Source organism: Streptomyces sp. 71268, assembly GCF_029392895.1.
Lineage (GTDB): Bacteria > Actinomycetota > Actinomycetes > Streptomycetales > Streptomycetaceae > Streptomyces.
Map to the genome: position 1 here is coordinate 7,857,253 of NZ_CP114200.1, position 24,927 is coordinate 7,882,179.

Annotated in this window: 15 protein-coding genes and 1 pseudogene; 11 read left to right on the forward strand and 5 right to left on the reverse strand. The window is 72.8% G+C overall.

The annotated features are described in order from the left end of the window. Positions 1–17: 17 nt before the first annotated feature. The 6 genes from OYE22_RS31290 to OYE22_RS31315 are packed head-to-tail and all read left to right on the forward strand — an operon-like array spanning position 18 to position 9,752. Positions 18–1,877, forward strand: coding sequence for a hypothetical protein (locus tag OYE22_RS31290; RefSeq protein ID WP_277323556.1), 1,860 nt, complete (start codon positions 18–20; stop codon positions 1,875–1,877). Continuing rightward, positions 1,874–4,249: a lantibiotic dehydratase gene (locus OYE22_RS31295; RefSeq protein WP_277323557.1), complete on the forward strand. Its 2,376-nt coding sequence runs from the start codon at positions 1,874–1,876 to the stop codon at positions 4,247–4,249. Before OYE22_RS31290 ends, OYE22_RS31295 begins: the two co-directional genes overlap by 4 nt. Next, positions 4,246–5,685, forward strand: a complete 1,440-nt coding sequence (locus tag OYE22_RS31300) for a hypothetical protein (protein WP_277323558.1) — start codon at positions 4,246–4,248, stop codon at positions 5,683–5,685. Before OYE22_RS31295 ends, OYE22_RS31300 begins: the two co-directional genes overlap by 4 nt. A gap of 14 nt (positions 5,686–5,699) precedes the next feature. Beyond that, positions 5,700–7,877 (forward strand): lantibiotic dehydratase, encoded by a 2,178-nt coding sequence (locus OYE22_RS31305; protein ID WP_277323559.1) that lies wholly within the window; start codon positions 5,700–5,702, stop codon positions 7,875–7,877. Then, positions 7,874–9,094 carry an MFS transporter gene (locus OYE22_RS31310; protein ID WP_277323560.1) on the forward strand — a complete coding sequence of 407 codons (1,221 nt, stop codon included), beginning with the start codon at positions 7,874–7,876 and terminating at the stop codon, positions 9,092–9,094. The genes OYE22_RS31305 and OYE22_RS31310 overlap by 4 nt, the downstream gene beginning before the upstream one ends. 55 nt (positions 9,095–9,149) lie before the next feature. Next, on the forward strand, positions 9,150–9,752 hold the full coding sequence (locus OYE22_RS31315) for an NAD(P)H-dependent oxidoreductase (protein WP_277323561.1): 603 nt from the start codon (positions 9,150–9,152) through the stop codon (positions 9,750–9,752). 322 nt (positions 9,753–10,074) lie between these two features. Here the strand turns inward: OYE22_RS31315 and OYE22_RS31320 are convergent, their stop codons facing one another. Further along, positions 10,075–10,950: a serine protease gene (locus OYE22_RS31320; RefSeq protein ID WP_277323562.1), complete on the reverse strand. Its 876-nt coding sequence runs from the start codon at positions 10,948–10,950 to the stop codon at positions 10,075–10,077. A gap of 740 nt (positions 10,951–11,690) precedes the next feature. Here OYE22_RS31320 and OYE22_RS31325 point away from each other — a divergent pair. After that, complete coding sequence (locus OYE22_RS31325; RefSeq protein ID WP_277323563.1) at positions 11,691–14,774, forward strand: LuxR family transcriptional regulator; 3,084 nt, start codon at positions 11,691–11,693, stop codon at positions 14,772–14,774. A gap of 308 nt (positions 14,775–15,082) precedes the next feature. On the opposite strand, the gene OYE22_RS31330 is transcribed toward OYE22_RS31325, so the two are convergent. Then, the gene (locus tag OYE22_RS31330; protein ID WP_277323564.1) at positions 15,083–16,891 is read right to left on the reverse strand and encodes a S8 family serine peptidase; all 1,809 of its coding nucleotides are present in this window, start codon (positions 16,889–16,891) and stop codon (positions 15,083–15,085) included. Between the two features lie 887 nt (positions 16,892–17,778). Further along, positions 17,779–18,684, reverse strand: a complete 906-nt coding sequence (locus OYE22_RS31335) for a helix-turn-helix transcriptional regulator (RefSeq protein ID WP_277323565.1) — start codon at positions 18,682–18,684, stop codon at positions 17,779–17,781. 158 nt (positions 18,685–18,842) lie between these two features. On the opposite strand from OYE22_RS31335, the gene OYE22_RS31340 reads away from it, so the two are divergent. Together OYE22_RS31340 and OYE22_RS31345 are read left to right on the forward strand one after the other, a co-directional pair. Further along, on the forward strand, positions 18,843–19,625 hold the full coding sequence (locus OYE22_RS31340) for an SDR family oxidoreductase (RefSeq protein WP_277323566.1): 783 nt from the start codon (positions 18,843–18,845) through the stop codon (positions 19,623–19,625). 72 nt (positions 19,626–19,697) lie between these two features. Beyond that, complete coding sequence (locus tag OYE22_RS31345) at positions 19,698–19,922, forward strand: tautomerase family protein (RefSeq protein ID WP_277323567.1); 225 nt, start codon at positions 19,698–19,700, stop codon at positions 19,920–19,922. A 253-nt stretch (positions 19,923–20,175) separates the two neighbouring features. Here the strand turns inward: OYE22_RS31345 and OYE22_RS31350 are convergent, their stop codons facing one another. Beyond that, the gene (locus OYE22_RS31350) at positions 20,176–20,892 is read right to left on the reverse strand and encodes a GPR1/FUN34/YaaH family transporter (protein WP_277323568.1); all 717 of its coding nucleotides are present in this window, start codon (positions 20,890–20,892) and stop codon (positions 20,176–20,178) included. Positions 20,893–20,990: 98 nt separating this feature from the next. Further along, positions 20,991–21,164 (reverse strand): annotated as a pseudogene (locus OYE22_RS31355) (DNA starvation/stationary phase protection protein); the annotation flags it as partial. A gap of 367 nt (positions 21,165–21,531) precedes the next feature. Here OYE22_RS31355 and OYE22_RS31360 point away from each other — a divergent pair. Then, positions 21,532–22,692 carry a low temperature requirement protein A gene (locus OYE22_RS31360; protein WP_277323569.1) on the forward strand — a complete coding sequence of 387 codons (1,161 nt, stop codon included), beginning with the start codon at positions 21,532–21,534 and terminating at the stop codon, positions 22,690–22,692. Positions 22,693–22,937: 245 nt separating this feature from the next. Continuing rightward, positions 22,938–24,830 (forward strand): amidohydrolase, encoded by a 1,893-nt coding sequence (locus tag OYE22_RS31365; protein ID WP_277323570.1) that lies wholly within the window; start codon positions 22,938–22,940, stop codon positions 24,828–24,830. The last annotated feature ends 97 nt before the right edge of the window (positions 24,831–24,927 follow it).

Sequence of the window (24,927 nt, forward strand, 5' to 3'; positions counted from 1 at the left end):
CCCTTTATGAAGGTGACGTGGCGGAAATCAATATCGGCCCCGGCCTCCCTGCCGGGTTGGACGGCATGCGTCACATCCTGCTGAAACTGACCGCATCGGACGCGAACCGCGCGGCTGCGATCCGGAAAGTCGCCGAACGGCGCGCCGCTGAATGGAACATTCTCTTTCCCGGAGAGTTCCCCGACGCCGCCCCACTTCCCGTCATCGCCGCGACCTGTTCCGAGCGGCGCCTGCACGCCGAAAGCGAGCAGGTATTCCGGGTCATCACAGCGGTCGGCCAGGCGGTGACAGCCGCCGCCCAGGCCGAGCCGCTCACGCTGGTACTCCGCCGGGCCGCGGCCCTCGACCTGCCGACCCTGCGGGCCATTCCGCATCTGGTGGAGAGAGCCGCGCTCTGCGGAGCCCCGCTGCGCCTCGTCCTCGCCGAACTCGACCCCGACGGGCCCGACGCGAACGCCGACGGTGCCGAACTGAGCGCCGACGGGCCTGACGCGGTCCCCGACGGCTTCGGCGACGCCGCGCGGGAACGCTCCGCGATCCGCCGCCTCTACCTCACCGCCCTCATCGACCGCCTCGGCGTCCCGGTGGAACCCGGTGACCCCGCCCTGGCAACCAGCACGCCGGCCGCACCAGCGGTCCGACCACCGAGCCGCGAACGCGAAGCCCTCGACGCCCTGCGGGCCGCCGCCTCACCCGAAGCCGCCGTCGCGGCGGCCATCGCCCTGATGCGCGCCGCGTTCTTCAACACCCACCACGACATCGGCGTCCTCGCCGCCCACCGGCTCCTCGCCGAGGCCGACCAGCACCCCGTGCTGGACACCCGCGCCGTCCAACTCCTGCTGGAGGAGTGGGACCTCGGCGACGACCCCGGGTCCGTCGGCGTCGACGCCAGCGCCGTCACCAGCGCCGACGCCCTGCGCAGCCTCGCCCACCGCTACCTGGGCATGGTGCACGTCTTCGTACTCGACTACCGCACCGGCGCCGCACACCTGCGCCGCGCCGCCGACCTCGGCCCGGCCGTCGTGCGCGCCCGGGCCCAGCTGCTGCTCGCGCTCCTGCTCATCAAGCGCGTGCGGCGGGTCCCGGAAGGCTTCGCCGCGGCCGACGCCGGCCTGGCCGCCCTGGCGGGCGACACCTCCCCGGCCGCCGTAGTGGAGGCGGCCTGGTTGCACAACGTCAAGGCGCTCGGCCACGTCCAGCTCCGCGACGGGAGCGCGGCGATGGCCGAGGAGAGGATCGCGGTCCGCCTCATCGGGAAGCTGACCAACACCGACGCCACCCACCTCAAGGTCAACCTCATCTCGAACATCAGCGTCCTCAAGGAGTACGCGCGCCAGCCCGAGGCCGCCGTACAGGCGTGGCGCCGCTTCTCCCGGCGCAGCACCGAATGGGGCGACACCTTCTTCAAGCACCACGCCTACCGCGAGGCGGGACTCCTGGTCGCCGCCGGAGACGTCGAGCAGGCGCGGCCCCTCCTCGCCGAATCCCGCCGACTCGCCGAACTCGCCCACGACGACTTCTACGGCGCCCACATGGCCCTGGAACGCGGCACGTTGCTGCTCACGGCCGACCCCGACCAAGCCGCACGGGCCTTCGCCGACGCGAGGGACCACGCCATCGCGCTCGGCGACCCCTACCTGCGCGCGCTCGCGGTCGTCGGCGGCGCGGCGGCGGCCGGACAGATCGGCGACGCGCCCCGACACGAAGCGGCGGCACTCCTGGAAGCCTCCACCTCGTACCCCGAGCAGAGCGCCCGGCTCGCCGCCGCGCTCACCGACGGCACCGACGAGGAACTGCGCGCCTTCCTGCCCGCTCCCAGAACCAAACTCAACCGGCCCTTCGCCACCGTGCGGCTGGCCTTCCCGGAGCGCGCATGAGCTGGAAGCTCAGCGACACCTTCCTGCTGCGGCGGGCCGGCTTTCCCTTCGACCTGCTCGACGGGTTCGCCGCCACCGACCTCGCCCGCATCGCCCTGCGCTGGGCCGACGTCACGGAGGAGGCCGAGCGGCGGCGCCGGACACTGCTTGGCGAGCTGTTCCCCGCCGCCGTGGAACGGGCCCGCAAGCGCGAGGACCGAGCGGCGCTGCGCGGCCTGTCCGCGCTGCGCCGCTCGGTCGGCCGCCGCCGGGTCCGCCCCGCACCACCGGGCCTCGACGACGAGCTGACCCAAGCCCACCGCGCCTGGGCGGAACAGGCCGACCAAGCCACTCAGCTGGCCGCGGAGGCGCGACGCGCCGTGGCGCCCGCCTGGGAGAGCGCGGGCCGCGGCCTGCGCGAACTCGCCGAGCGCGAGGACATCTCCGACGCCCTCCTCCAACTCTCGCCCGACTTCCACGAAGCCACCACGCGCCACCTCGCCGACGACCGGCGCGCCGACGCGGCGTCCCGGGCGCACGACCGGCGCCTGTGGTCCTACCTGCAGCGCCTCGCCGCCAAGAACGAGACCACCAGCGCCTTCGGTCCCGTGACCTTCGGCTCCTTCGGCGCGGTCGACGCACCGGAGACGGGCGCGGAACTCCCCGCCGGCGTACGCGAACGCGTCGCCTTCGTCTCGTTCTGGGCCGCCGTGGCCATCGGCCGCGCCGCGACCCGCAGCGCGGCCGTGCGCGACCTCGTCCCGGCGCGCCGCTTGCCCGCCGTCCACCTCGCCGGCGACCTGGCGACCCTGCCCGGCCGCCCGCCCGTCCAGCTCTCCGAGACCGAGCTGAGCGTGCTGCACGCCTGCGACGGCACCCGCGACGCCCGGGGCGTCGCCGACGCCACCCGGCTCGACATCGCCGCCACCCGCACGGCCCTCGCCGCCCTGGAGCGCTCCGCGCTCATCCAGCGGCGCTGCGAGCCGTGCTCCACCAACCTCGACCCGCTGCACGACGTACTCGACCAACTCCCCGACACCCCCGAACTGCACGCGTTCACCGCCGCGGCGAGGGAGTTCGCCGATCTCGTCGCCGCCTTCGCCACCAGCCCGCCCGACGCGCGCCGCGCCGCGCTCCGCCGCGCCGAGCGGGCCTTCGAAACCCTCACGGGCACTCCCGCCCGACGCAACGCGGGCGGCACCTACGCCGACCGGCTCGTCCTCTTCGAGGACTGCCACGGAGACGGCCAGCCCCTCATCCTCCCAGAGCGCCTGCGGCAGCGCATCCAGCACGAACTGCGCCCCGTGCTCGACTTCGGCCTCACCGTCGGACAGCGGGTGCGCACCGCCCACCGCCAGCTTGCCACCGAACTGCTCGCCGATACGGGCGAGTTGCCCTTCCTCGAATTCGCCGCGCGGCTCACCCGCGCCGTCGAAGAAGGCCGCCTGCGCCCGGCGCTCGCCCCGGTGGAACGGCTCCACGACGCCTACCGGAGCCTGGTCACCGACGCGAGCGACGGCCGCACCGCCCGCCTCGACCCCGACCGGCTGGCCGCACTCGGGCGGCCGGACGACACCCCCGCCTTCGTCAGCCCGGACCTGCTGCTCACCGGCGCCCGGCACGGCGAAGGTCCCCTCGTGCTCGGCGAGATCCACCCGTACGTCTTCGGCTGGGGCCTCCAGGGTGGCTTCGCCCCCGACCCGGAGGCGCTGCGGCAGGAACTGGCCGGGCTCCTGCCCGCCTGGGGCGGCCCCGACCGGCTCGCCACCGTGCTGCACCGCAGGCGCCACAAGGGTCTGATCACCAACCGCTTCCCGGGCACGTTCATCGAGGTCACCGGCACCGCGCGCAGCGCACCCCGCCGCGTGCCCATCAACGACCTGCGGGTCACCCTGCGCGACGGCGAGCCCACGCTGCTCGGCCCGGACGGCCCGCTGGAGCTGTACGTCGGCGAGGCGGACCACCCGCACCTGCGCGTCTTCGCCCCCGCCCAGGTCGAAGTGGCCCGGCTAGCCTTCGGCGAACGCACCCCGAGGGTCGTCGTCGGTGACGTCGTGGTGCAGCGCGCGGCCTGGCGGCCCGGTGACACCCACCGTGAGGCCCTCGTGGCGGCCACCACCGAGCAACTGCCCGTGGCCGTCGCCTCGTTGCGCCGCGCCCTCGGCCTGCCCAGACATCTCTTCTCCCTCGGCGCGGGCGAGATCAAGCCCCTCTACCTGGACCTCGACTGCGTCCACAGCCAGTACGCGCTGCGACAGCAAGCCGAACGCGGGCCCCTGTCCCTGGTGGAGATGCTCCCCGCGCCCGACCAGCTCTGGCTGCGCCGCTCCACCGGCGCCTTCACCAGCGAGCTGCGCCTGTCCATGTCCCGGGTGACGGGAGGCCGCGCGTGATCACGGTCGTGCCCCCGTACGGAGACCCCAGCCTCCGCCTCGCCCACCACCCCGAGGACGGTGAACTCCTCGACATCACCGTCGAGTTCGTGGCCGAGCTGGTGGCGGCGGCAGAGGACGGAAAGCCCTTCGACGGCGCCGAACCCGCCGACCGGGGCGCCGCGCTGATGCGGACGGCGGGGACCGCCGCACTGGGCAACAGACACGCCGACACCGTGCACCGGCTGCGCGGCCTCGGCCCCGTCCTCGCCAGCCTCGCCACCCCGGCACACGGCGTACACCTGCGCCTCGACGACCTCGAACTGACCGAGGGAACCACCCAGAGCAGCGCCGACGTGCTCCGCGCCGCCGCCGCACCCGCCCCCTACCAGGCCGCCCTGGCCCGCGCCGCCGACCACGCCCGTACCCATCGCGAGGTCACCGTCGTCATCGAACGCGACCAACAACTGCCCGCCGCGCTGTGGCTCCTCGGCGAACTGCGCGCGGCACCACCCCGCACCGTGCGGGTGACCGGTCGCTACGCCACCGCCTGCTGGCCCGTGCTGCGCACCCTGCCACCCTGCGCGGACGCGACGCTCGCCCCCACCCCCCGCGGGCTGCCCTGGCTCGTCGTCGACCCCTTCCGGCCCGATGCCCCGCCCGGCCTCCGCTGGCGGGAGCGGGCCGCCGACCCACGGCCGCACGGCCCCTGGGCGGGCCGGGTCGCCCTGCGCCACGTCCTCGCGGGGGACGCCGCGGGCGCCCGCACGGCCGTCCTCGGACTGTGCGCCAGCGGCGAACGCGTCCTCGGCCGCGGCGGCTCCACCGCCACCTGGCCGGAGCTGGCCAGGGCCGTGGAGGTGCTGCGCGCCCAGGGCACCCGCGTCCTCGCCGAAGTGTGGATCGGCGCCCCGGGCTGCGCACCCGACGAAGCCACGCGGGGCCTGCGGGCCGTGGCGGACACCGTGGACCGCGTCGCCGGACTTTGCGTCTTCGACTGGCCGGTCGGCTGGACCACGCCCCGCTGGGGCCCGTACCCGGTGACGTACGAGAAGACCGGCCACGACCTGGCCCGCCACCACAGCCTGCGCGGACAGCCGCCGCCGGCCGAACTCACCGCACTCGTCACCGCCCTGGCCGGACCGCTGGCACGCGCCGGAGAGCTGGTTCCCGGCAGGGTCGCGGCCGCCTACCTCAGCGCCCCGCCCGCCCGCACCGGCCCGGGCCTCGGGCTCGACCCCGACGTGGTGCTCGGCGCCCACAGCGCCCGGACCGGCAAGGGCATCGCCGTCAACCTGCGCACCGGCGCCTGCACCAAGATCGGCAGCGAGATGACCGCACTCCTCACCCGGCCCCCCGCGCGGCGAGCGGACGCCGTCCGCGCCGTCCTCGCGGCGCTGCCCGGGCCGCAGCTGTCCGCGCTGCGCGACGGCGACGTCCTGGTGGGGGTCGCGTGAGCGGGGCGTGGCGCATGTCGCCGGTCTTCGTGCTGCGCCACGCGGGGATGCCCTGGGAGTGGCTGGCCGACGTCGCCTTCCCCGCCGAACTGGTGCGGCTCGCCGACCACGCGGAGGACGACGACGCCGACGCCACCGCCCGCTTCGACGACGCGTACGCGACCGAACGTGCCCGCCTGCGCGCGGAGTTGCACCGGCGGGCACGCCACGAGGAGTTCCGCGCCGCCGTGTTCCTCTCCAACCCCGGCATGTACGAGGGCATGCTGCGCGGATACCTGGACCGGGACGAGATACCGGACAACGCGCGCTTCCGGCGCGTCGAGCGACAGATCTACCTCTACCTCCAGCGGTTCTGCGGCAAGAACGAGACCACCAGCACCTTCGGCCCGATGGGATACGGCGAACGGGACGACGGCGAGGGCCTGCGCGTCGAGCGGCGCGCACAGCGCCGCAAGGTCCTGCCCGCGCGCTGGGCACTGGAGGAACTGGCCCGCGCCCTGGCACGGGATGCCGCACTGCGCCGTCACATCCCGGTGCGCCGCCCCCTCCTGACCACGTCGGCGGACTCGGACCGGACGCCGCGCACGCCACCGGAGCGGGCCCTGTGGGACGCGCTGGCCGACGGCCCGCTGTCGCCCGCCGCGCTCGCCGACCGCCTCGGCACCTCCGTCGCCGAGACCGGACGGCAACTGCGCCCGCTGCTCGCGGACGGACGGCTACACCGGGGGCTGCTGTTCCCCGCCGACGTCGTCGACGGCCTCGCCGGGCTGCGCGACGCGGTCGCGGCGCTGCCCGAAGTACCGGGCCGTGACGTCTGGTTGGCCGAGCTGGACGCCTTCGCCGACGGCCTGCGGGCGTTCGCCGCGGCCGGGGTGGACCAACGCGCACGCCTCCTGACCGCGCTGGAGACCAGGTTCACGGAACTGACCGGAGTCCCCGCCCGCCGTGGGGCCGGAGACGTCTACGCGGACCGCCTCATCCTCTTCGAGGAGGCGTCCTCCCCCTTCCACCTCAGGGTCGGAGACGACCTCGCGCGGAGTGTCGAACGCCAGGTGGCCGACGGACTCGACCTCTCCGCCGCCGCGGGCACCGCCGTCCAGCGCGACTACCAGGAGCGGATGGCCGCCGTGCTGCGGGAGCTGGGGGGCTCGGCGCGGTTCACCGAGTACGCGGCCGCCGCCAAGCCCCAGGGGGAGATGAGCTCAAGCTTCGGCGGCCACCAGCACACCACCACCGTCGACGTGCCGCCGGGGGACGACGTCACCCTGCCCGCCCCGGCCGAGCTCGCGGCGCCCCAGCGCTACGCACTCCCCGACATCTGCCTGACCTCCCCGTTCGGCCCCCGCCCCGGTGTCCTGCTCGCCCGCGTGCACCACCACCTGCTCCTGGAGGGCTGGCTCACCACCTTCTGGGACGACCCCGACCGCATCACCCGGCAAGTACGGACCTGGCTCACCGGCACCGCCCCCGGACGGCAGCTCGCCGCGCTCGCCACCACCCGGCGCAACAAGGGCTTCTACCGGTTCCCGGGGCGACGCGTCCTCATCGCGCACGTCGACCACGAGGGCGGCACCGACACGGTGGCGGGCGACCGGCTGACCGTACGGCTGCGCGACGGCGCGCCGCAGCTCACCGACCCGGACGGGCACCGCGTGCTGCTGTACCCGATGCTCGCCGACCTCACCACGTACCCGCCGATCGCGGCCCTGACGGACGCCCCCGTCCTGCACCTGCCGGTCCGGCAGGCCGACCCGGGGCGGGCCCTCGGGCGAGTGCGGGTCGGCGACGCCGTCTACCAACGGGCCCGCTGGGAACTGGAGCTGACGGAACTGCGCGGCCTGCGCGGCAGCGCGGCCTTCCGGTGGCTGCGCCGCACCGCGCGCCGCACCGGGCTGCCCCGGTTCTTCTTCGTCCGCGCGGAGAGCGAACGCAAACCCCTCCTCATCGACTCCTGGTCGCCCTTCGCCGTGGACGTGCTCTGCCACCTGGCACGGGACGTCGACCGCTGCCGGGCCGAGGAGATGTATCCGGCACCCGAGGACCTCTGGCTCCGAGACGAGCGCGGGCACTACACGTGCGAGCTGCGAGTACAGTTCTTGCGCGCGGTGGACGGCCACGTCGACGAAGCGGGTGACCGCGACGGCGCGACGGATGGCCACACCGACTCGGCAGGCGAGAGGACGGCACCGTGATCGGCCACTACCGGACCTTCTTCGCCCGCCCCGGCGTGCCGTGGCTGGCGTCCTTCGGCCTGGTGGGACGGCTGCCGAACGGCATGCTGAGCCTGGTCTTCGTCCTGGCCACCGCCGAAAGCACCGGGTCCTACGCCATCGCCGGGGCCGCCGCCGCCTGCTACACGGTGGGCACCGCCCTCGGCAACCCCCTGTGGAGCCGAGGCGTCGACCGCCTCGGCGCGCGCGCCGTGCTGGCCGGCACCGGCATCGCGCAGAGCGCCCTGCTCCTCGTCGCCGCCGCCGTACTGACCGGCGAGGACCGCAGCGCCGTACTCCTGGTGCTGCTCGCCGCCCTGTGCGGGGTGCTGCTTCCGCCGCTGAACGCCGTGATGCGGTCCCTCTGGTCACGGATGTTCAGCGGGTCCGAGCTCAAGACGACGGCCTTCGCGTACGAATCCGTCGTCACCGACCTGGTCTTCATCGTCGGCCCCTTCCTGGTGGCCGCCGTGATGGCGGTCGCCGACCCCGGCCTCGCGCTGGTGGCGGCCGCGGTGGCGACGGCCGTCGGCTGCGTCCTGGTGGCCGTCAGCCCGCAGGCCAGGGCCGTCCCACCCGCCGAGCAGGGCGACCGGCACTGGCTTGGACCCCTGCGGTTCCGCGCCGTACTCGGCCTGCTGCCCGTCGGGTTCCTGTTGATCGGCAGCATCGTCGCCATCGAGGTGACGCTCGTGTCCTTCGCCGACATCAGGGGCACGCCCAGCCTGTCCGGCGTGCTGATCGCGGTGCTCTCGGTGGGCGGTGTGGCAGGCGGACTCTACTGGGGGGCACGGCGCCAACCCGGCACGCACGTCCAGCAGCTCGTCGTCCTCCTCGGCGCCCTGGGCGCGGGCTGGGGACTGCTCGCCGTGACGCGGAACCCCTGGGTCCTCGGCGGTCTGCTGCTGCTCGCCGGTCTGGTGCTCAACCCCGCGATCACCGCGCAGTTCTCCGCCATGGACGACGTGGCGCCACCGGAGATGATCACCGAGTCGTTCGGCTGGCTCAACGCGATGACTTCGGCGGGCTCGGCGGCGGGTGCGACGCTCGCCGGTCTCCTCGTCTCGGAGCGCGCGGAGCCCGGCTTCCTGCTCGCGGCGGGCATGTGCCTCCTCGGCTGCCTCGTCGCGGCGGCGTTCCAGGGCCCGTGGCGAAGCGCCGGCGCGGCGCCGGAGAAGCCGGTGGAGCAGGCGAGTTGAGGGGCGCGGACGGCGCAGCCAGACATGCGTGGAAGGGAAACGGAACACCATGGCCATGAGCAGCCCCCGCCCCAAGGTGGTGTGCGTCAGCGGTTCGCTGCCGCCGGACTCCAAGACCGAACGCCTGGCGCTGTGGTGCGCCACGGCCCTCGGTGACCTGGGCGCGGACGTGGTCCTCTACCGAGGCGCCGACATCGAGTTCCCGCACTACCGCATACTGCCCGCCGAGCGGGACAAGCCCTTACAGCGCTACCTGGAGGACCTCAAGGAGGCCGACGGCGTCGTCCTGATCTCCCCCACGTACCACGGCACCGTGTCCGGCCTACTGAAGAACGCCCTCGACTACGTGAACGACCTCATCGGCGAACCCCGCCCGTTCCTCGACGGCCGCCCCGTCGGCTGCGTCGCGGTGGCCGCGGGCGACCAGGGCGCGACCGCCACGCTGACCACGCTGCGCACCATCGCCCACGCGCTGCGGGCCTGGCCGACACCGCTGGGCGTGGCGGCCACGGGCCCGTCCGCCGCGCTCGACGCCGAGGGCGGCCCGGCCGACGACCGCCTCGCGGCACAGCTCCAGATCATGTTCGGCCAGGTACTCAGCCTGGCGGTGCCCCATGCGCGCAGGCGCGGCCGCAGGACCAGCTCCTCGCCCTCGTGATACGACAGCGCGCGGGCACCCTCGCCGCCACCTCCCGTGCGCACCACCAGCAGCCGCCCTTCCGGCGCATCACCGGTCTCAACACCCAGCCGCATACCAGGAACACCCTGCGCCGCCCCGCGCGTGTGCGGGGCCCCGGGTAAGGGCCCCGCACCGTGCGATGTGACCGTGGAGTCGACCGCCGGCCCACAGGCGCGGCGGCCCGGGCGCTGGAGGTGGCGTCGTTGTGGGATGGGGCCTGTGCCCGCCACCCGTCCGGCGGTGGGCGGTTTCGGGTGACCGTTCCGGTCAGCCGGGCAGGTGTGAGCGACGGGCCCCGCGGTCAGCCCCTGGCCAACTGGGTCTTGACCCAGTCACCCATCTCGTTGGTGAGCCGTCCCCACGCGCCGTAGCTCGTGCAGCCGGTCTTCACCCACGAGGCGACGCCGACCACGACACCGTCCACGACCAGCGGGCCACCGCTGTCGCCCTGACAGATGCCGTCGCGGCCGTTCGCGTACCCGGCACAGACCATGGTCGCGTCCTTGAAGTCACCGAAGGAGCCGCACGTGTTGCGCCCGTCCACGATCGGCAGGTTGGCCTTCTTCACCCGCGCGTACTGGTTCTCACCGAGGCGTACGCGGCCGTAGCCGACCGCGGTACCGGTCTTGCCCGGCTTGGACAGGCCGCTGTCGGCCGACGTGGCGAACCTGGCGTACTGGCCGCCCTTGACCGGGATCGTCTGCTTGGTCTTGACGACGGCCACGTCGTAGCCGGTCGGCCGACCGTCCGGCGACGAGTACTTGGGGTGCTGGGTGTAGGACTCGACGTCGATCTTCACGCCTCCTTCCGGCTTGGTGAGGTCGTCGGCTCCGTAGAAGAAGGACTTGGCACCGTCGCCGTTCTTGCAGTGCGCGGCGATCAGGATCGTCTTCGGGCCGATCACCGATCCCGTACAGGTCTGGCCCATCGGGCGCTGCCCGCCCTCGCGCAGCGCGGCGATGATGTAGGGGTACTCGGCGACCGTGGTCGGCTGGCCCCCGACGATTCTGGTGTGCGCCTCGCTGGGCGCGGGCGCCGTGTCGGTCGGGTTGACCGCCCGCGTGCGGTGGGTGGTGTCGTCGGTCGCCGCCTGAGCGCCCCCGGACAACAGTGGTGCGAAGGCGAGGGCCGCGACCGTGAGGCTGGCCACCTGGGTCAGCCGCTTGGCTGTGCTCATGCTGTTCCTCTCTCCGTGGATGCCCGCCATGGGGCGGGCGGCCCCCGACCGGCTGACCGCACCCGTTGACCCCGGCTCCATGGACCCGTCGCGCTGGTGTGGCGTCGAGCCGCGTGGTGCGTGGCGCGCTGTAGGCGCTGTGAGGTCCTGGTTCCCGTCGCGGTACGGGCTCTGGCGTCTGGTCCCGGTCTCAGGACGCCTGGGCCCGGCTCGCTACGGGGAACCTTGTCGGGTGCATGTCGTGGTGGGGGGATGAAGGGACCGTAGAGGCGGCACGGGAGGGGGACAATCCGTGATTTCATCCGTACCTGGACGCGCCAGGCGCGCCACCCCGCACGGGCGTTGACACCGCCCCCGACCAGCGGCCCGGACACACCCGGGAGTTCGCGGCACAGCCCGCGCGGCGCCCCTGTGAGACAGCCGCGTCCCACGCCGTGCACCGGTCACAGGTTCGGCCGTACCGCATACCGGCGGAGTCTTCCCCTCTTGCTCCGGCGGCCCACGGAAAGTAGCTTCGCGTTACCGCGGTGGCCGACTGGCTACGGGCGAGCCGGAAGAGACAGCCGATGGGTGACGACCGGAAACACCGGTGCGGTCTCCGCCGATGGATGACGACCGGAAACACCGGTGCAGTCTCCACAGACCTACGGCCACGACCGAGACGGCCAGTCCGGGTGCGTCGCCGTCCGTCTGCCACCGTGAGCCACGGCCTCGGCCTTCCCTCGGGCACGGAGTCCCCCATGACCAGTCCACTTCTTCGCCGTTCGGGCGTTCCGGCCCTCGTCGGGCGCACCGGAGAACTGCGCGCGCTGCTCGACGCCATCAACCACCCTCCCGCGGTCGCCTTCGTCGAGGGAGAGGCCGGGATAGGCAAGACCCGGCTGATCCGGGAGACGCTGGGCCACCCGTCCGTACGAGGCCGCCGCGTGCTGCTCGGCACATGCCAGCCGCTGCGCGAACCCTTCCCCTACGGCCCGTTCTTCGACCTGCTACGGCAACTCGAAGGCCAGTTACCCCGCGCTCTCAACCCGGTGTGCGGCGCGCTGCGGCCCTACCTGCCGGAGTTGGCCGACGCGTTGCCGCCCACGCCGGAGACACTGCACGACCACCAGGCTCGCCGACACCGGCTCTTCCGCGCGGTGCGCGCACTCCTCGCCTCGCTCGGCCAGGTCGTCGTGGTCGTGGAGGACCTGCACTGGGCGGACGACGGCACCCGCGACCTGGTCGGCTTCCTCGTCGAGGACCCGCCCGCCGACCTGGCGATGGTGCTCAGCTACCGCCGCGAGGACCTCGCGAACATCGGGCTGCAACTAGGCCGCGCCTATCGGCACCCGCCCGGTACCACCTCCGCCCTGATCCCGCTCGGGCCCCTGGACGTGTCGGCCGTCCGTAGTCTCGCCACCGCCATCACCGGCGGCGAGACCGTACCCGCCGACCTCGCCGCCGAACTGCACGAACGCACCGCCGGCATCCCGTTCGTCCTGGAGGAGGTCGTCCGCGCGCTCACCGTCGGCGGTCTACCGGCGGGCTGGGGCGCGCAGCGGGAGACACTCGACGCGATGGAGGTGCCCCGGCTGCTGCGCGAGGCGATGGTGGACCAGACGACGGGGTTCTCGGCGAACGCCATGGCCGTGGTGCGTGCGGCTGCCGTGCTGCGCGTCCCCGCCGCCGAGGACCTGATCACCGCTGTCGCCAGCGCCGAGCCCGCTCTCGCCGAAGCCGATGACCCTCGGTCCTTCGCGAGCGCCGGCCGAGCGGGTACGCGCGGGGACGCGCCGGGCGCGCTGTCGGGGCACGGTGCTGGCGGGGCTGGCGGTGGCGCGTACCCCCGCGTGCCCCGGCCCCCGAGCGGCGTCGACGCGGGCGGTGGGATCAGGGAGGCGCTGCTGGCGGGCGTGCTCCACGACTTCGGCGGTGACCGCTACGGCTTTCGGCACTCCCTCGCCCAGCAGGCGGCCTACGACGCACTGCCGAGCCTGGACCGGCGGCGACTGCACCGCCGTGTGATGGCCGTGCTCGTCGACGTCGATCCGCCGCCGCTGGTGCAACTCGCCTACCACGCACGGCAGGTCGGCGACCTCGATGCCTGGTTGCGGTACAGCGAGGCGGCGGTGGACGCCGCCCGCGAGCTGGGCGACACCGCCGTCGCGGCCGAGATACTGGAGGGGTTGCTGTCCGACCCTCGACTGCGCGACAGCGACCGGGCCAGGTTCGCCGTCCAGCTCAGCCGGGTCGCGGTGTTGGGCCTCGCCTACCGCAGGGCCGTCGCGCTGTTGCGCGACATCGTGCGCGACGGCGACCTCCCCGACGTCGTACGCGGCGAGGTCCGGCTCAACCTCGGGCTGTTGCTCAGGAACCAGGCCGGACAGTACGAGCAGGGTTGGCTGGACACCGAGATCGCGGTCCGGGAGCTGCGCGACTCGCCCGAACTCGCCGCCCGGGCCATGGCCGCGCTGGCCATGGCGAGCTCCGGCGAGCAGCCGTACGGGTCGTACCAGCGGTGGATCGCCCGCGCCGAGGGGCTCCTCACCGACCGGTCGGACCCGGCCCTGCGGCTGGCCGTACGGGGCAACCACGTCGTCCTGCGCATGATGGCCGGCGATCCCACGGTCTGGGCCGAGGCAGAGGAGATGATGGGCACCGGGCGGAGCCCCGAAGAGTGCCTCCAGCTCGCCCGGCTGTCCGGCAACCTGGCCGAGGCCACCACCTGGCTCGGCCACTACGCGGCGGCGCAGCGGTTCCGACGGGTGGGAGAGCGACTCGCCGCCGAGTGTGGGTCGCCCTGGCTCCAGGGGATCGTCGACGGCACCTCGCTGCGGCTGGAATGGAGCCTGGGCAACTGGCGTGACCTGGCCACGCGTGCGCGCCAGGTGCTCGACATGGTGCAGGGTGTGTCCGGCACCGCGGCCGACGCGTACCTGGTCCTCGGCCTCCTCGCCATCGCACGCGGTGAGTGGGACGAGGCCGCCGACGCACTCGAAGCCGCCGCCCTCGGTGACCCGGTCAACGCCCGGGCCCCCGTCCTGGCCGCCGCCACGGGGGCGATGATCCGGGTGTGGATGGCCCGTGGCGAGATGGGGGCGGCCCGGACGGAGGCGGAACGGGCCGTTGCCAGGGTCCGACGCAAGGGGATGTGGGTCTGGGGCGCGGACCTCATGCCGACGGCGGTCGCCGTGCTCGTACGTCACGGACGGGTGCCGGAGGCGGACGCCCTGGTCGCGGAGTACGCCGCGGGCATCGCCGGCCGCGACGCGCCGCTGGCCGCCGCCGCACTGGAGGCATGCCGGGGGGCGGTGGCGTACGCACAGGGCCACCTGGCCACGGCCATCGCGGCCTACGAGACGGCGAGCGCTCGGTACGCGGCGCTGCCCAGACCGTACTCGGCGGCCCGCGCCGCTGAAGCCGCGCTGCGCTGCGGTCTCGCTACGGGGGGCCTTGGGGGCAAGGCCGGCCTTGCCGGTACGGCGGGGCGCGGCGGTGCCGGCCGCGCGGAGGGTAGGTCCGGGGCGCGGATCGCCAGGGAGCTGACCGAACTCGCCGAGCGCTTCGCCGCACTGGGCGCCACGCGGGACGCGGCCCGGTGCCGTCGGGTGTTGCGTGATAACGGTGTCAGCATCTCCGCGCGACGCGGTCGGCGCGGCTACGGCGACCAACTCACGCCGCGCGAGAAGGAGGTGGCCCGCCTCGTGGCCACGGGGCGCACGAACCGGGAGATCGCCGACGTGCTCTTCCTGTCGCCACGGACGGTCGAGCAGCACGTGGCGCGGGTGCTGCACAAGCTCAACCTCACCTCCCGAAGCGAGGTGCCAACGGACGCCTACTGACCACTGTCGCCTCTGTTGGCCTCGCCGGTCCGTGCGGCGTGGTCGTGGGGTGGTTGACTTCCGCGCCCACTGCTTCGCGTACGCCGACCGGAGCGTCGCGGGTCGCGTACGCCGCCACACGTCGGTGCGGGGCCCCTGGGGGCCCCGCACGCTGCGGGTGGTCTGTCTCGGAGGTCGGGTGTGGGACGGCCCGACCTCCGAGGGACGAGCGGTAGCCGTCGATGATTGGGAGGCTCGGCGGCTGGTGCGGGAAGGCAGTCAGCCGTGGTGGGTGGGAGGGTCAGCTGGCCTGTCGAGCGGTGGTGGGGTCAGTTACCGAAGCAGACGGTCTGGCTGCCGTAGTCGCGGCACTGGATCTGCTTGGTCGCGGTGCCGGCGTTGCCTGCCCGGTCGGTGACCGTGAGCTCCGCCGTGTAGGTCTTCTGACCCGCCGGGTAGGTGTTCTTGGCGGTCCTGCCCTCGCCGGTCTCGCCGTCGCCGAACTTCCAGGCGTACGAGGAGATGTCACCGTCCTTGTCGGTGGAGCGGGAGGCGTCGAAGGCGCACGCGTCGTTCCGGCAGGAGACGGTGAACCGTGCCACCGGCGGCTCGCCCGCAGGCTTGCCGACGGCCACCTTCCTGGTGACGGTCCCGGTCTTGCCGCTGTTGTCGGTCACCGTCAGCTTGACCTCGTACGAACCGGCCTTGTCGTAGGTGTGCGACGGCTTGGCGCCCTCGCCGGTCCTGCCGTCACCGAACTCCCACGCGTACGAGGAGATCGAACCGTCCGGGTCCTTCGACGCGGACGCGTCGAAGGCGCACGTCGTGCTGGTCTGCGAGCAGGTGGGTGTGAACTCCGCGGTCGGCTTGCCGGGGTCGGCGGGGGCACCGAGCTTGGTCACGTCGAGGAACTTGTTGGGCGAGCCCGTGCCCGGGTTGGTGACCACGCCGTCCCGCGCGGCGGCGATCACCGCGTCGGTGGCCTGCGCGCTGCTCGCCTTCGGGTTGTTCTCCAGGTAGAGAGCGAGCGCGCCGGCGGCGTGCGGCGCGGCCATGGAGGTGCCACCCATCGTGGTCTTGCCCGTGTCGGAGCTGTTACTGGCCGAGGTGATGTTGCCGCCGGGGGCGAACAGGTCGATACAACGCCCGTAGTTGGAGAAGCTGGACCGCGCGTTGTTGCTGTCGGTGGAGCCGAGCGACAAAGCCTCGGGTGTGTCGCCGGGCGAGGTGCCGCACGCGTCCTGGTTGGCGTTGCCCGCCGAGATCGCGGTCGGGAACCCGGCCTGCACGGCTCGCTTGGTCGCGTCCCGCATGCCCTGCGGGTCGGCGTTCGGACCGCCGGAGCCCAGGCTCATGTTGATGACGCCGGGCTTCTTGCCGTTCTTGACGACCCAGTCGATGCCCGCGATGGTGTCCGCGTCGGGACCACTGCCCTGACAGTCGAGCACCCGTACGGCGACGATCTTGGCCTGCTTGGCGACGCCGTACTCCTTGCCGGCGACGGTGCCGGCCACATGCGTGCCATGGCCGTAGCAGTCGGCGGCGTCGTTGTCGTCGTCGAGGAAGTCGTAGCCGGACGAGGCGCGGCCCTCGAAGGTCTGGTGCGAGAACCGGGCGCCGGAGTCGATGACGTACGCGGTGACACCCGTGCCCGTGCCCGGGTAGTCGTACGCCTTGTCCTGCTTGCCGTCCACGGCGTCCAAGCCCCAGGACGGCGGGTTGGGTTGGCTGCCGCCCCCGGTCGCGCGCACCAGCAAGGACTGCTGCACGTAGGCGACCTCGGGGTCCGCCGCCAGCCGCTTGGCCTGGCCGGGCGTCATCCTGGCCGAGAAACCGCGCAGGGCCGCGGTGTAGACCCGATCGGCGACGCCGCCGTAGCGATCGGTGAGCCGGTCGGCCTGGTCGGTGACGGCGGTCTCGGCAGCCGCGGAGACCGAGGTGGCGCCCTTGAGCGAGACGATGTACAGGCCGTCGATGGCACCGGGGACCCCGGCGTTGACGACCCTTCCTTCGGCGGCCGTGCCGCCGCTGTCCCCGGTGGCCTGGGCGGGTGCGCCGGCCACGGCCAGCGCGGCGGTGACGGCGAGCCCGGTACAACATGCCGTCAACCAGCGGTAGGTCCTTGTCGCGGTTCTCATCGTGGGTGTGTCTGCCTTTCCGTCTTGGTGTGGGGTGCCTGGTACGTCGGTGGAACGCCGGCGGTACACGGCGCACAGCCGGCGGGAACGGACGGACAACCGATGGCAGGCGAGAGGTGCCGGAGCCCGTTCGTGCCGCTCGCCACGAGCGTCGGCGGGAGGGACGCGTCCGCGATGGGAGACGGACGTGCCCCGGCTCCGATCGGCGGCCGCGACCAGACGGCCGCCGCCGTCGCGAGGTGCTCGACCACTCGCCCGGCGCGAGCGGACCCGGTGGGACGAGACGACGGTGCGTAACGCCTCTGCCCGTCCCGCGCCGAGGCTCACGGCCTGGGCGAGGTCGCCGTCACCGGTGGTGGCGCTCGCCGAACCGGTGCCGACCGTCGCGGACACTGTCGCGGCGGCGGCGACCCGACACGGCGTCGCCCGCCGCCTGGCCCGTGCCGCTGTCCATCGCCCCCGGTCGGAGGCGCCGTCCGGCCCGATGTGTGGTCGAGCCGAACGAGGAGTCCGCCACCAACGCCGTCGGGAGTGTGGGAGGTACGACGGCGCCGGCTGACGGGCCTACCTTGACGGTGTGCGGGGACCGGTAGCAATCCGTGTCGCACTCCGTATCGCGAGCGGCCTGGGCGCCGACGGTCTGACAGCCGGCGTGCCCAGTGCCGCGTACGGCTTCCTCGCCGACCCCGCGCACAGGTGACGAGGGCGGCGGGTGAGGAAACGGCGTGTGGCGCCCAACAGGCGGAACTGCGGATCGCGGCGTGTGCCCGGTCAGCGGCGGACGCGACACCCAGCCAAGTCACGGACAGGCGGTCTGACCAGCATGAGCGACTTACCGGGGGAGTGGCCGCCACGCCGCCGGGGAGGCGGTCCTCCGGCGGCGCGGGTCAGCGCTGTGATCCGGATTCCGCCGATGACAGCCTCTCCGATGCCAGGCCCTCCGTGGCGCCCAGTTCCTGCGCCCCTATGACGGACAGCAGCTCCAACTGCTCGGCCCCCCGGCTTCCGGGTGGGGCGGTGAACCACAGCAGTCGTTGCCGTCCGTCCTCGCTGAAGAGGTTGTAGCAGTCGAGTTCGACGACGCCCAGCAGGGGGTGGACGATCCGCTTGCGGTCCATGCGGCGCACCGCGACGTCGTGGGTGTCCCACAGGTCCGCGAACTCCTGGCTGCGGCGACGCAGCACGGCCACCATCTTCGTGACCTCCGCGTCCCGGCCGCGCCGGGCGGCCGCAGCCTGGAGGTCGGCCACGAACACCCGGGAGTGGTGCGGGTGGTCCTCGGGCGGGTACATCTCGCGCGCCCGCGGGTCGGTGAACCAGCGGTACACGAAGCTCGCCGCCGGGCCACGGTGTGCCGGGGACCTGCCGAGCAGGGCCCGAGCCAGGTCGTTCTCCACCAGGGTCTCGTGCAGGTCGGTGATGACGCGTGCCGGGGTGTTGGAGAGCCGGTCCAGGAGCCCGAGGAGCGCGGGCTGCACGTGTGCTGACGTTCCGTGTGCGGACGGCGGGATCGGCCGTTCGGCCAGGTGGTACAGGTGGTCGCGCTCGTCGCCGTTCAGGCGCAGGGCGCGGGCGAGGGCGGCCAGGGTCTGGGCCGAGGGTTGCACGCCGTTCTTGGCGCTGCCGCGTTCCAGCTCGGTGTAGTAGTCGACGGACAGCCCTGCCAGCTGTGCGACCTCCTCGCGGCGCAACCCGGGGACGCGTCGGCGCGGGCCTTGCGGGAGGCCGACCTCGCCGGGGCGGATGCGGTCGCGGCGGGTCCTGAGGAAGGCGCCGAGTTCTGGAAGGTTCACCCCTCCATCGTCGCTCGTAGGACAGAGCGCAGCCAGGGGGTGGCAACCCCTGGGTAGACACAGCCCTGGCTGGGGGCGGCGGGCCGGTCGATCGTGGAGGCCACAGCAGGGCGACGGCGAGGCCGTGGCCCGCCCCCCATCCACCACAGGAGACAGCCATGCCCCTCCCCACGTCCCCCGACGGGACCGCGTCCCCGGCCCAACCCTCCGACTCACCCCGTGTCGCGATCGTCGTCGGCGGCTCGCGCGGCATCGGCCGCCAGACTGTCGGCCGGCTGGTCGCCGACGGATACGCCGTCGTGGTCGGCTACGCGGGCAACCGGGACGAGGCCGAGGTCGCCGTGCGGGAGGCCGCCGCTGTCGGTGGCCGGGCGATCGCGGTGCGCGCGGACGTCGCCGACGAACGCGCGGTCGCGGCCCTGTTCGACGCGGCCGAAGCGGAGTTCGGCGGGGTCGACGTCGTCGTGCACGCGGCCGGGCGAATGCACCTGGCGCCGATAGCCGAGCTGGACCTGGCCGCCCTGGACGACCTGCACCGCACCAACATCCGCGGCACGTTCGTCGTTGCCCAGCAGGCCGCTCGTCGGGTGCGTCCCGGTGGCGCGATCGTGACCTTCTCCACGTCCGTGGTGGGACTGGCCTTCCCGGGTTACGGCGCGTACGCCGCCAGCAAGGGTGCCGTCGAGGCGCTGACGCTGATCCTGGCCCGGGAGCTGCGGGGCCGGGACGTCACCGTCAACACCGTCGCGCCCGGCCCCACGGCCACCAACCTGTTCCTGGACGGCAAGGACGAGGAGACCATCGCACGCCTGGCCGCCCAGCCCCCGCTGGAGCGCCTCGGTACCCCGGCCGACATCGCCGAGGTCGTCGCGTTCCTGGCCTCCCCGGCCGGCCACTGGATCAACGGACAGGTCATTCGCGCCAACGGCGGAATCGTCTGAGCCGCCTGCGGGACAGCCTGCTCACCGTAGACAGCCTCTGTAAGACCCCACTGAGAAAAGGAACAACCAGTCATGCCTTTCGCGAACTTCAAGGTCCCCGAGAAGACCCTCACCCCGAGGCAGAAGGAGGAGATCGTCACCCGCACCACCGAGCTGTACGTCGAGATCTACGGCGAGCGCGCCCGCGACAACACCATGGTGCTGATCGAAGAGGTCGCCGACGGCGGCTGGGGCATCTCCGGCACCGTGCTGACCCTCGCCATGCTCGGCGAGGCGACACCCACTGACGCCCGCTGACACCAGCGACGCCTGACCAGCACGGGCCGTCGTTCCGGGTTCACCGGCCGCGTCAGGGCCGCGGTGGGGCCATTCCCGCATGGCGGGTACGGTCCCTCCGCTACCGACCGATTCCCAACGTGGCCCGTGCCTGGGGGCCATCGCCACCGTCGCGAAAGCTCCTGACCAGCGGACAGGCCGCTCCCCTCGGAAGGGGCGTCGGCGCACGCGCGCAGCGGCGTGTCCGGCAGGCCGTAGCCGAGGCCCAGCCGCCTCACAGGGTCCGGCGCACGCCCGCCTGACGTTCGAGGTTGTTCAGCTGCACCGACAGGTCCCCGGCCACGGCGTCGTGGGCCGGGCCGAGACGTCCTACGGGCAGAAGCTCCTCGCCCCTCATGTCCTCCAGCAGGAGGGCGAACGCGGCATACATGGCCACCGCCGCGAGGAGCAGGCCGAGGGCACCGGAGGTGTAGCCGAGCCATGTGGCACCGGTGAAGTTGGAGAACGCGGCCACGGCGAAGCGCGGTACCGCCACACAGAGCACGACCCACATCACCCGCTTGCGGGACGCGATGGTCGCCATCATCAGGGCGAAGACGGCGAACACGAGGTTGAGCACGCCAAGCACCTCGGTGCCCGACGGCGGATCGATGGCCAGCACCAGGGAACTCGCCAGCCAGGTACCGGAGAAACAGGCCATGAGTGTCGCCGCGAGGACATCCCGTGCCCCGAACGCCAGGATGCTGACGATCAGTTGCAGGATGAAGGCCGGAAAGATCGTCAAGGCCACGGCTCGATGAGCGTCGTCGCCCAGGAAGCCCAACTGGAGGCTGGCGACGACCACGGAGGCGATCGCCACCGCGAAGAAACCGACCGGCATGGGGGAGGCGATGGGGTGGAGGTTGATGCGGGTCATCGGGCGCAGGGACGGTTCGAAATGTACGCCTGTCGGCGCGGCCTGCTCCCCCAGCTGTTCGGGACTGTCTGTCATGGTGAACTCTCCTGTAAGTCGTTCTGGTGAGGGAGCGGGGACCGACCACCGCGACAGTCGGCATGCGGCGGCGGTTGCGGCCCGCAGCTCGACTAGCGGCCGTAGAGGATCTGTGTGTCGGCCAGGGCCTTGTCGAGCCGCTGACAGGAGTACATACGGGCTTCGTGGGACAGGCCGAGCGGGAACTGCCTGACGGTCCCGAACTCCTGGACGCTCTCGCCCGTCTGCCGCGACCGTGGCTGGCTGCTCCCATGTCGCGAGCTGGTGGTCATGTTCCGCCTCCGGCGATCCGCTCTCTGTGTGCGGACGACGCTATGAGCCGGTGCGGCGGACTGGTTGCCCGGGAGCGCACGCGATGGTGCGCGGCAGCGCACAGTGGACGCGGCTGGGCCCCGTGGTTCGTTCCTGGGCGAGTCCGCGTGCGCTGACGGGCACGTCCCGCTGCCTCGCCGCTTCTAGCCTCTCGCGGATGGTGTGAGCCGACGAGCGGCAAGGAGAGGTATGAGGGCGAGCGAGCAGGCCGGCGTGGTTGTGCGTGGCGTGGAACACGGAGGCGAGTACACGGGTTCCGCGTCGAACCGCCTCGCGCCCGGGGGCATGCGGAAGACCGGGCGGTGGCGGGGGAGACCCGGGGGCAGTATGTCGGGTCGGGACCCCGGTGAACCGCACAGGACCGCCACGTCGCTGGAACTCCTCTTCGACCTGTGCGTCGTCATCGCGGTGGCACAGGCGTCCGCGAGCCTGTGCACAGCGGTGATCGACGGGCAGTACGTCACCGGCCTCCTGCGCTACGCGCTGGTGTTCTTCACCATCTGGTGGGCGTGGATGAACTTCACGTGGTTCGCCTCGGCCTACGACCCGGACGACATCCCCTACCGGTTGGTGGTGCTGGTCCAGATCACGGGGTCCCTCATCCTCGCCGCCGGCGTGCCCCGGGCGTTCGAGGAAGGTGACCTGCGCGTCATCACGTTGGGATACGCCGTGCTGCGCACGGCCCTGGCCGTCCTGTGGCTGCGTGCCGCACGATCGGACCCCGGCCGGCGGCGGACGGCACTACGCTTCGCCGTCGGGGTGACGAGCTGCCAGGTCGGCTGGGTCGGGACGCTCCTCCTGCCCGAGTCGGCGCGACTGCCGGCCATCATCGTGCTGATCATCGCCGAGATCTCCGTCCCGGTGTGGGCGCAGTCCGCCGGAATGACCCCGTGGCATCCACACCACATCGCGGAACGCTACGAACTGTTCACCCTCATCGTGCTCGGTGAGTCCGTCGCGGCCGCCGCGGCGGCGGTCCGCGGCGCCTTCGACCGGGGCCACAACGCGGGTGCGCTGTACCTGCTGGCCGCGGGCGGCCTGCTCATGGTCTTCGCCATGTGGTGGCTGTACTTCGCCAGGCCGGCGTACACGCTGCTCACCTCAACGCACCAGAGCCATCGCAGGAGGTTCACCTGGGCGTACGGCCACTACCTGGTCTTCGCCTCGGCAGGAGCCGAGAGAGCCGGTCTGGCGGCGTACGCGGGGTTGGTCACGCGGCGCACCGATGTCCCGTCGGTGGCGGCGGGTGTGGCGGTCACCCTGCCACTGGCGACCTTCCTGATGACCGTGTGGGCCGTACACGTCCGGCCGCACCGGCAGAGCGGGGTCGGGCAGTTCGCGATTCCCGTCGGCGCGGTCGCCGTCCTGGCGGCCGCTCTCTCCCCGGCACCGGCTCTGGTGGCCGGTCTGTCGGCGGCGGCCCTGGTCGTGGTCGTCACGGTGGTCGACCGGACCGGACCGGGCGCACGCGACACCGGTGCGCGGTGAGGCAAATCCCTGTGCGCTGACGGGGCATGGGCGCGTGCCTGCCGTGCCTATTGTGATGGCGAAGCGGTCGAGCCCCCCCTCGCGAACAGGGTTGACCCTCTTTCTCAGGCACGACGATGTCGGTGGAAGGCCACTCGATCCGATTCGGGTAACGGGGCATCCGAGCGTGGCTGAATCGCCGAAGTTCGCCAGTGCCGGCCCGTGACTCGTAGCGAAGTCGTTTTCCCACAGGGAGTCTCACGTAAATGTCAACAATGCCCGTCGGCGGGCTGGTTCCGCATGCCGTCGACAATGCCACGGACCTCGTCGTCCGCAACGCGAAGATCCACACGGGAGACCCGGGCCGCCCGTACGCCGAGGCGCTGGCCATCCGCGACGGCCTCATCACGGTCGTCGGTGACGACAGGGACGTGGCCGGACACATCGGCCCGGGCACCAAGGTGGTCGACGCGCTCGGGCGGCGGGTGGTCCCGGGCCTCAACGACTCCCACCTGCATGTGATCAGAGGGGGCCTGAACTACGTACTGGAGCTGCGCTGGGACGGTGTGCGTAGCCTGCGTCAGGGGTTGGCGATGCTGCGTGAGCAGGCCGCTCGCACCCCGAAGGGCCAGTGGGTGCGGGTGGTGGGAGGCTGGTCGGCGGAGCAGTTCGCCGAGCGTCGGCTGCCGACCGTCGCCGAGCTGAACGCCGCCGCCCCGGACACGCCGGTGTTCGTCCTGCACCTGTACCAGTCGGCCGTGTTGAACCGGGCGGCGCTGAAGGCCGCCGGCTTCACCAAGGACACGCCCGACCCCAAGGGAGGGCAGATCGTGCGGGGCCGGGGCGGGGAGCCCACCGGCATGCTGCTGGCCGCGCCCAGCGCCCTCATCCTCTACTCGACCCTGGCCAAGGCGCCGGTGTTGCGGAGTGAGGAGGAGAAGAAGACCTCCACGCGGCATTTCCTGCGCGAGCTGAACAGGTTCGGGCTCACCTCGGCGATCGACGCCGCCGGCGGATTCCAGAACTTCCCCGACAACTACGCCACCGTCATCGAACTCGCCAAGGCCGGCCAGCTCTCGCTGCGTATCGCCTACCACCTCTTTCCGCAGACTCCGGGGCAGGAGATCGACGATCTCACCCGCTGGGTCGAAACGGCCCGCCCCGGCGACGGGGACGCATGGCTGCGGCTGAACGGCGCGGGTGAGAACCTCACCTGGTCGGCTGCCGATTTCGAGAACTTCGCCGAGCCGCGTCCGGAACTCGCCCCGGACTACGAGTCGGAGTTCGAGAAGGCGGTGCGCCTGCTCATGGAGAACGGGTGGGGGTTCCGGCTGCACGCCACCTACGACGAGACCATCCGCCGTGACCTCGCGGTGTTCGAGAAGCTCGCCGCGGAAGGGCTCTTCCCGGCTGGGAACCGGTGGCTGTTCGACCACGCGGAGACCGCCTCCGCGGACAGCCTCGACCGTATCGCCGCGCTCGGCGGGGCGATGTCCGTGCAGAACCGACTGTCCTTCCAGGGCGAAGCGTTCCTGCGGCGTTACGGCCCCGGCGCCGCCGCGGACGCCCCGCCGATTCGCGCCATGCTGGACCGTGGCCTGACCGTGGGCGCCGGCACCGACGCGACCCGGGTCTCCTCCTACAACCCCTGGGTCGCCCTGCACTGGCTCTTCAGCGGTCGCTCGGTCGGCGACCTGGCGCTGCGCCCGCCGGCGAACCGCGTCGACCGGGGGACCGCGCTGGCGATGTTCACGCGCGCCGGCGCCGCGCTGACCGGCGAGGACGAGGTCAAGGGCGTCCTCAGGCCGGGCTGTTACGCGGACCTGGCGGTGCTGTCCGAGGACTTCTTCAGCGTGCCCGAGCCGGACATCGCGCACATCGAGTCGCTGCTGACGGTGGCCGGTGGCCGCATCGTGTACGCCGCCGCCGAGTACGAGGGACTCGACGAGGAACTGCCACCCGTCAGCCCCGCGTGGAGCCCCGTGGCGCACTTCGGCGGTTACCTGGCCTCCCGCCGGACGGCCCGCTCCGGCGCCGACCAGGCGGAGGCACTCGGCCAGGTCGTCGCCGAGTCGGAGCGGCACCGCCAGTGGCGCGTCGCGCGCGGCCTGGCTCCCGACACCGCGAGCACCCCCTTCGATCCCTGCTTCGACCTGTGAACTCCCGGAAGGGCACGGACACCGAGCCGCCCGTTCCGGGACACCACCCACCAACTCCGTCCCGACGGACGGTTCTTCCCACCACGGCACGGACAGC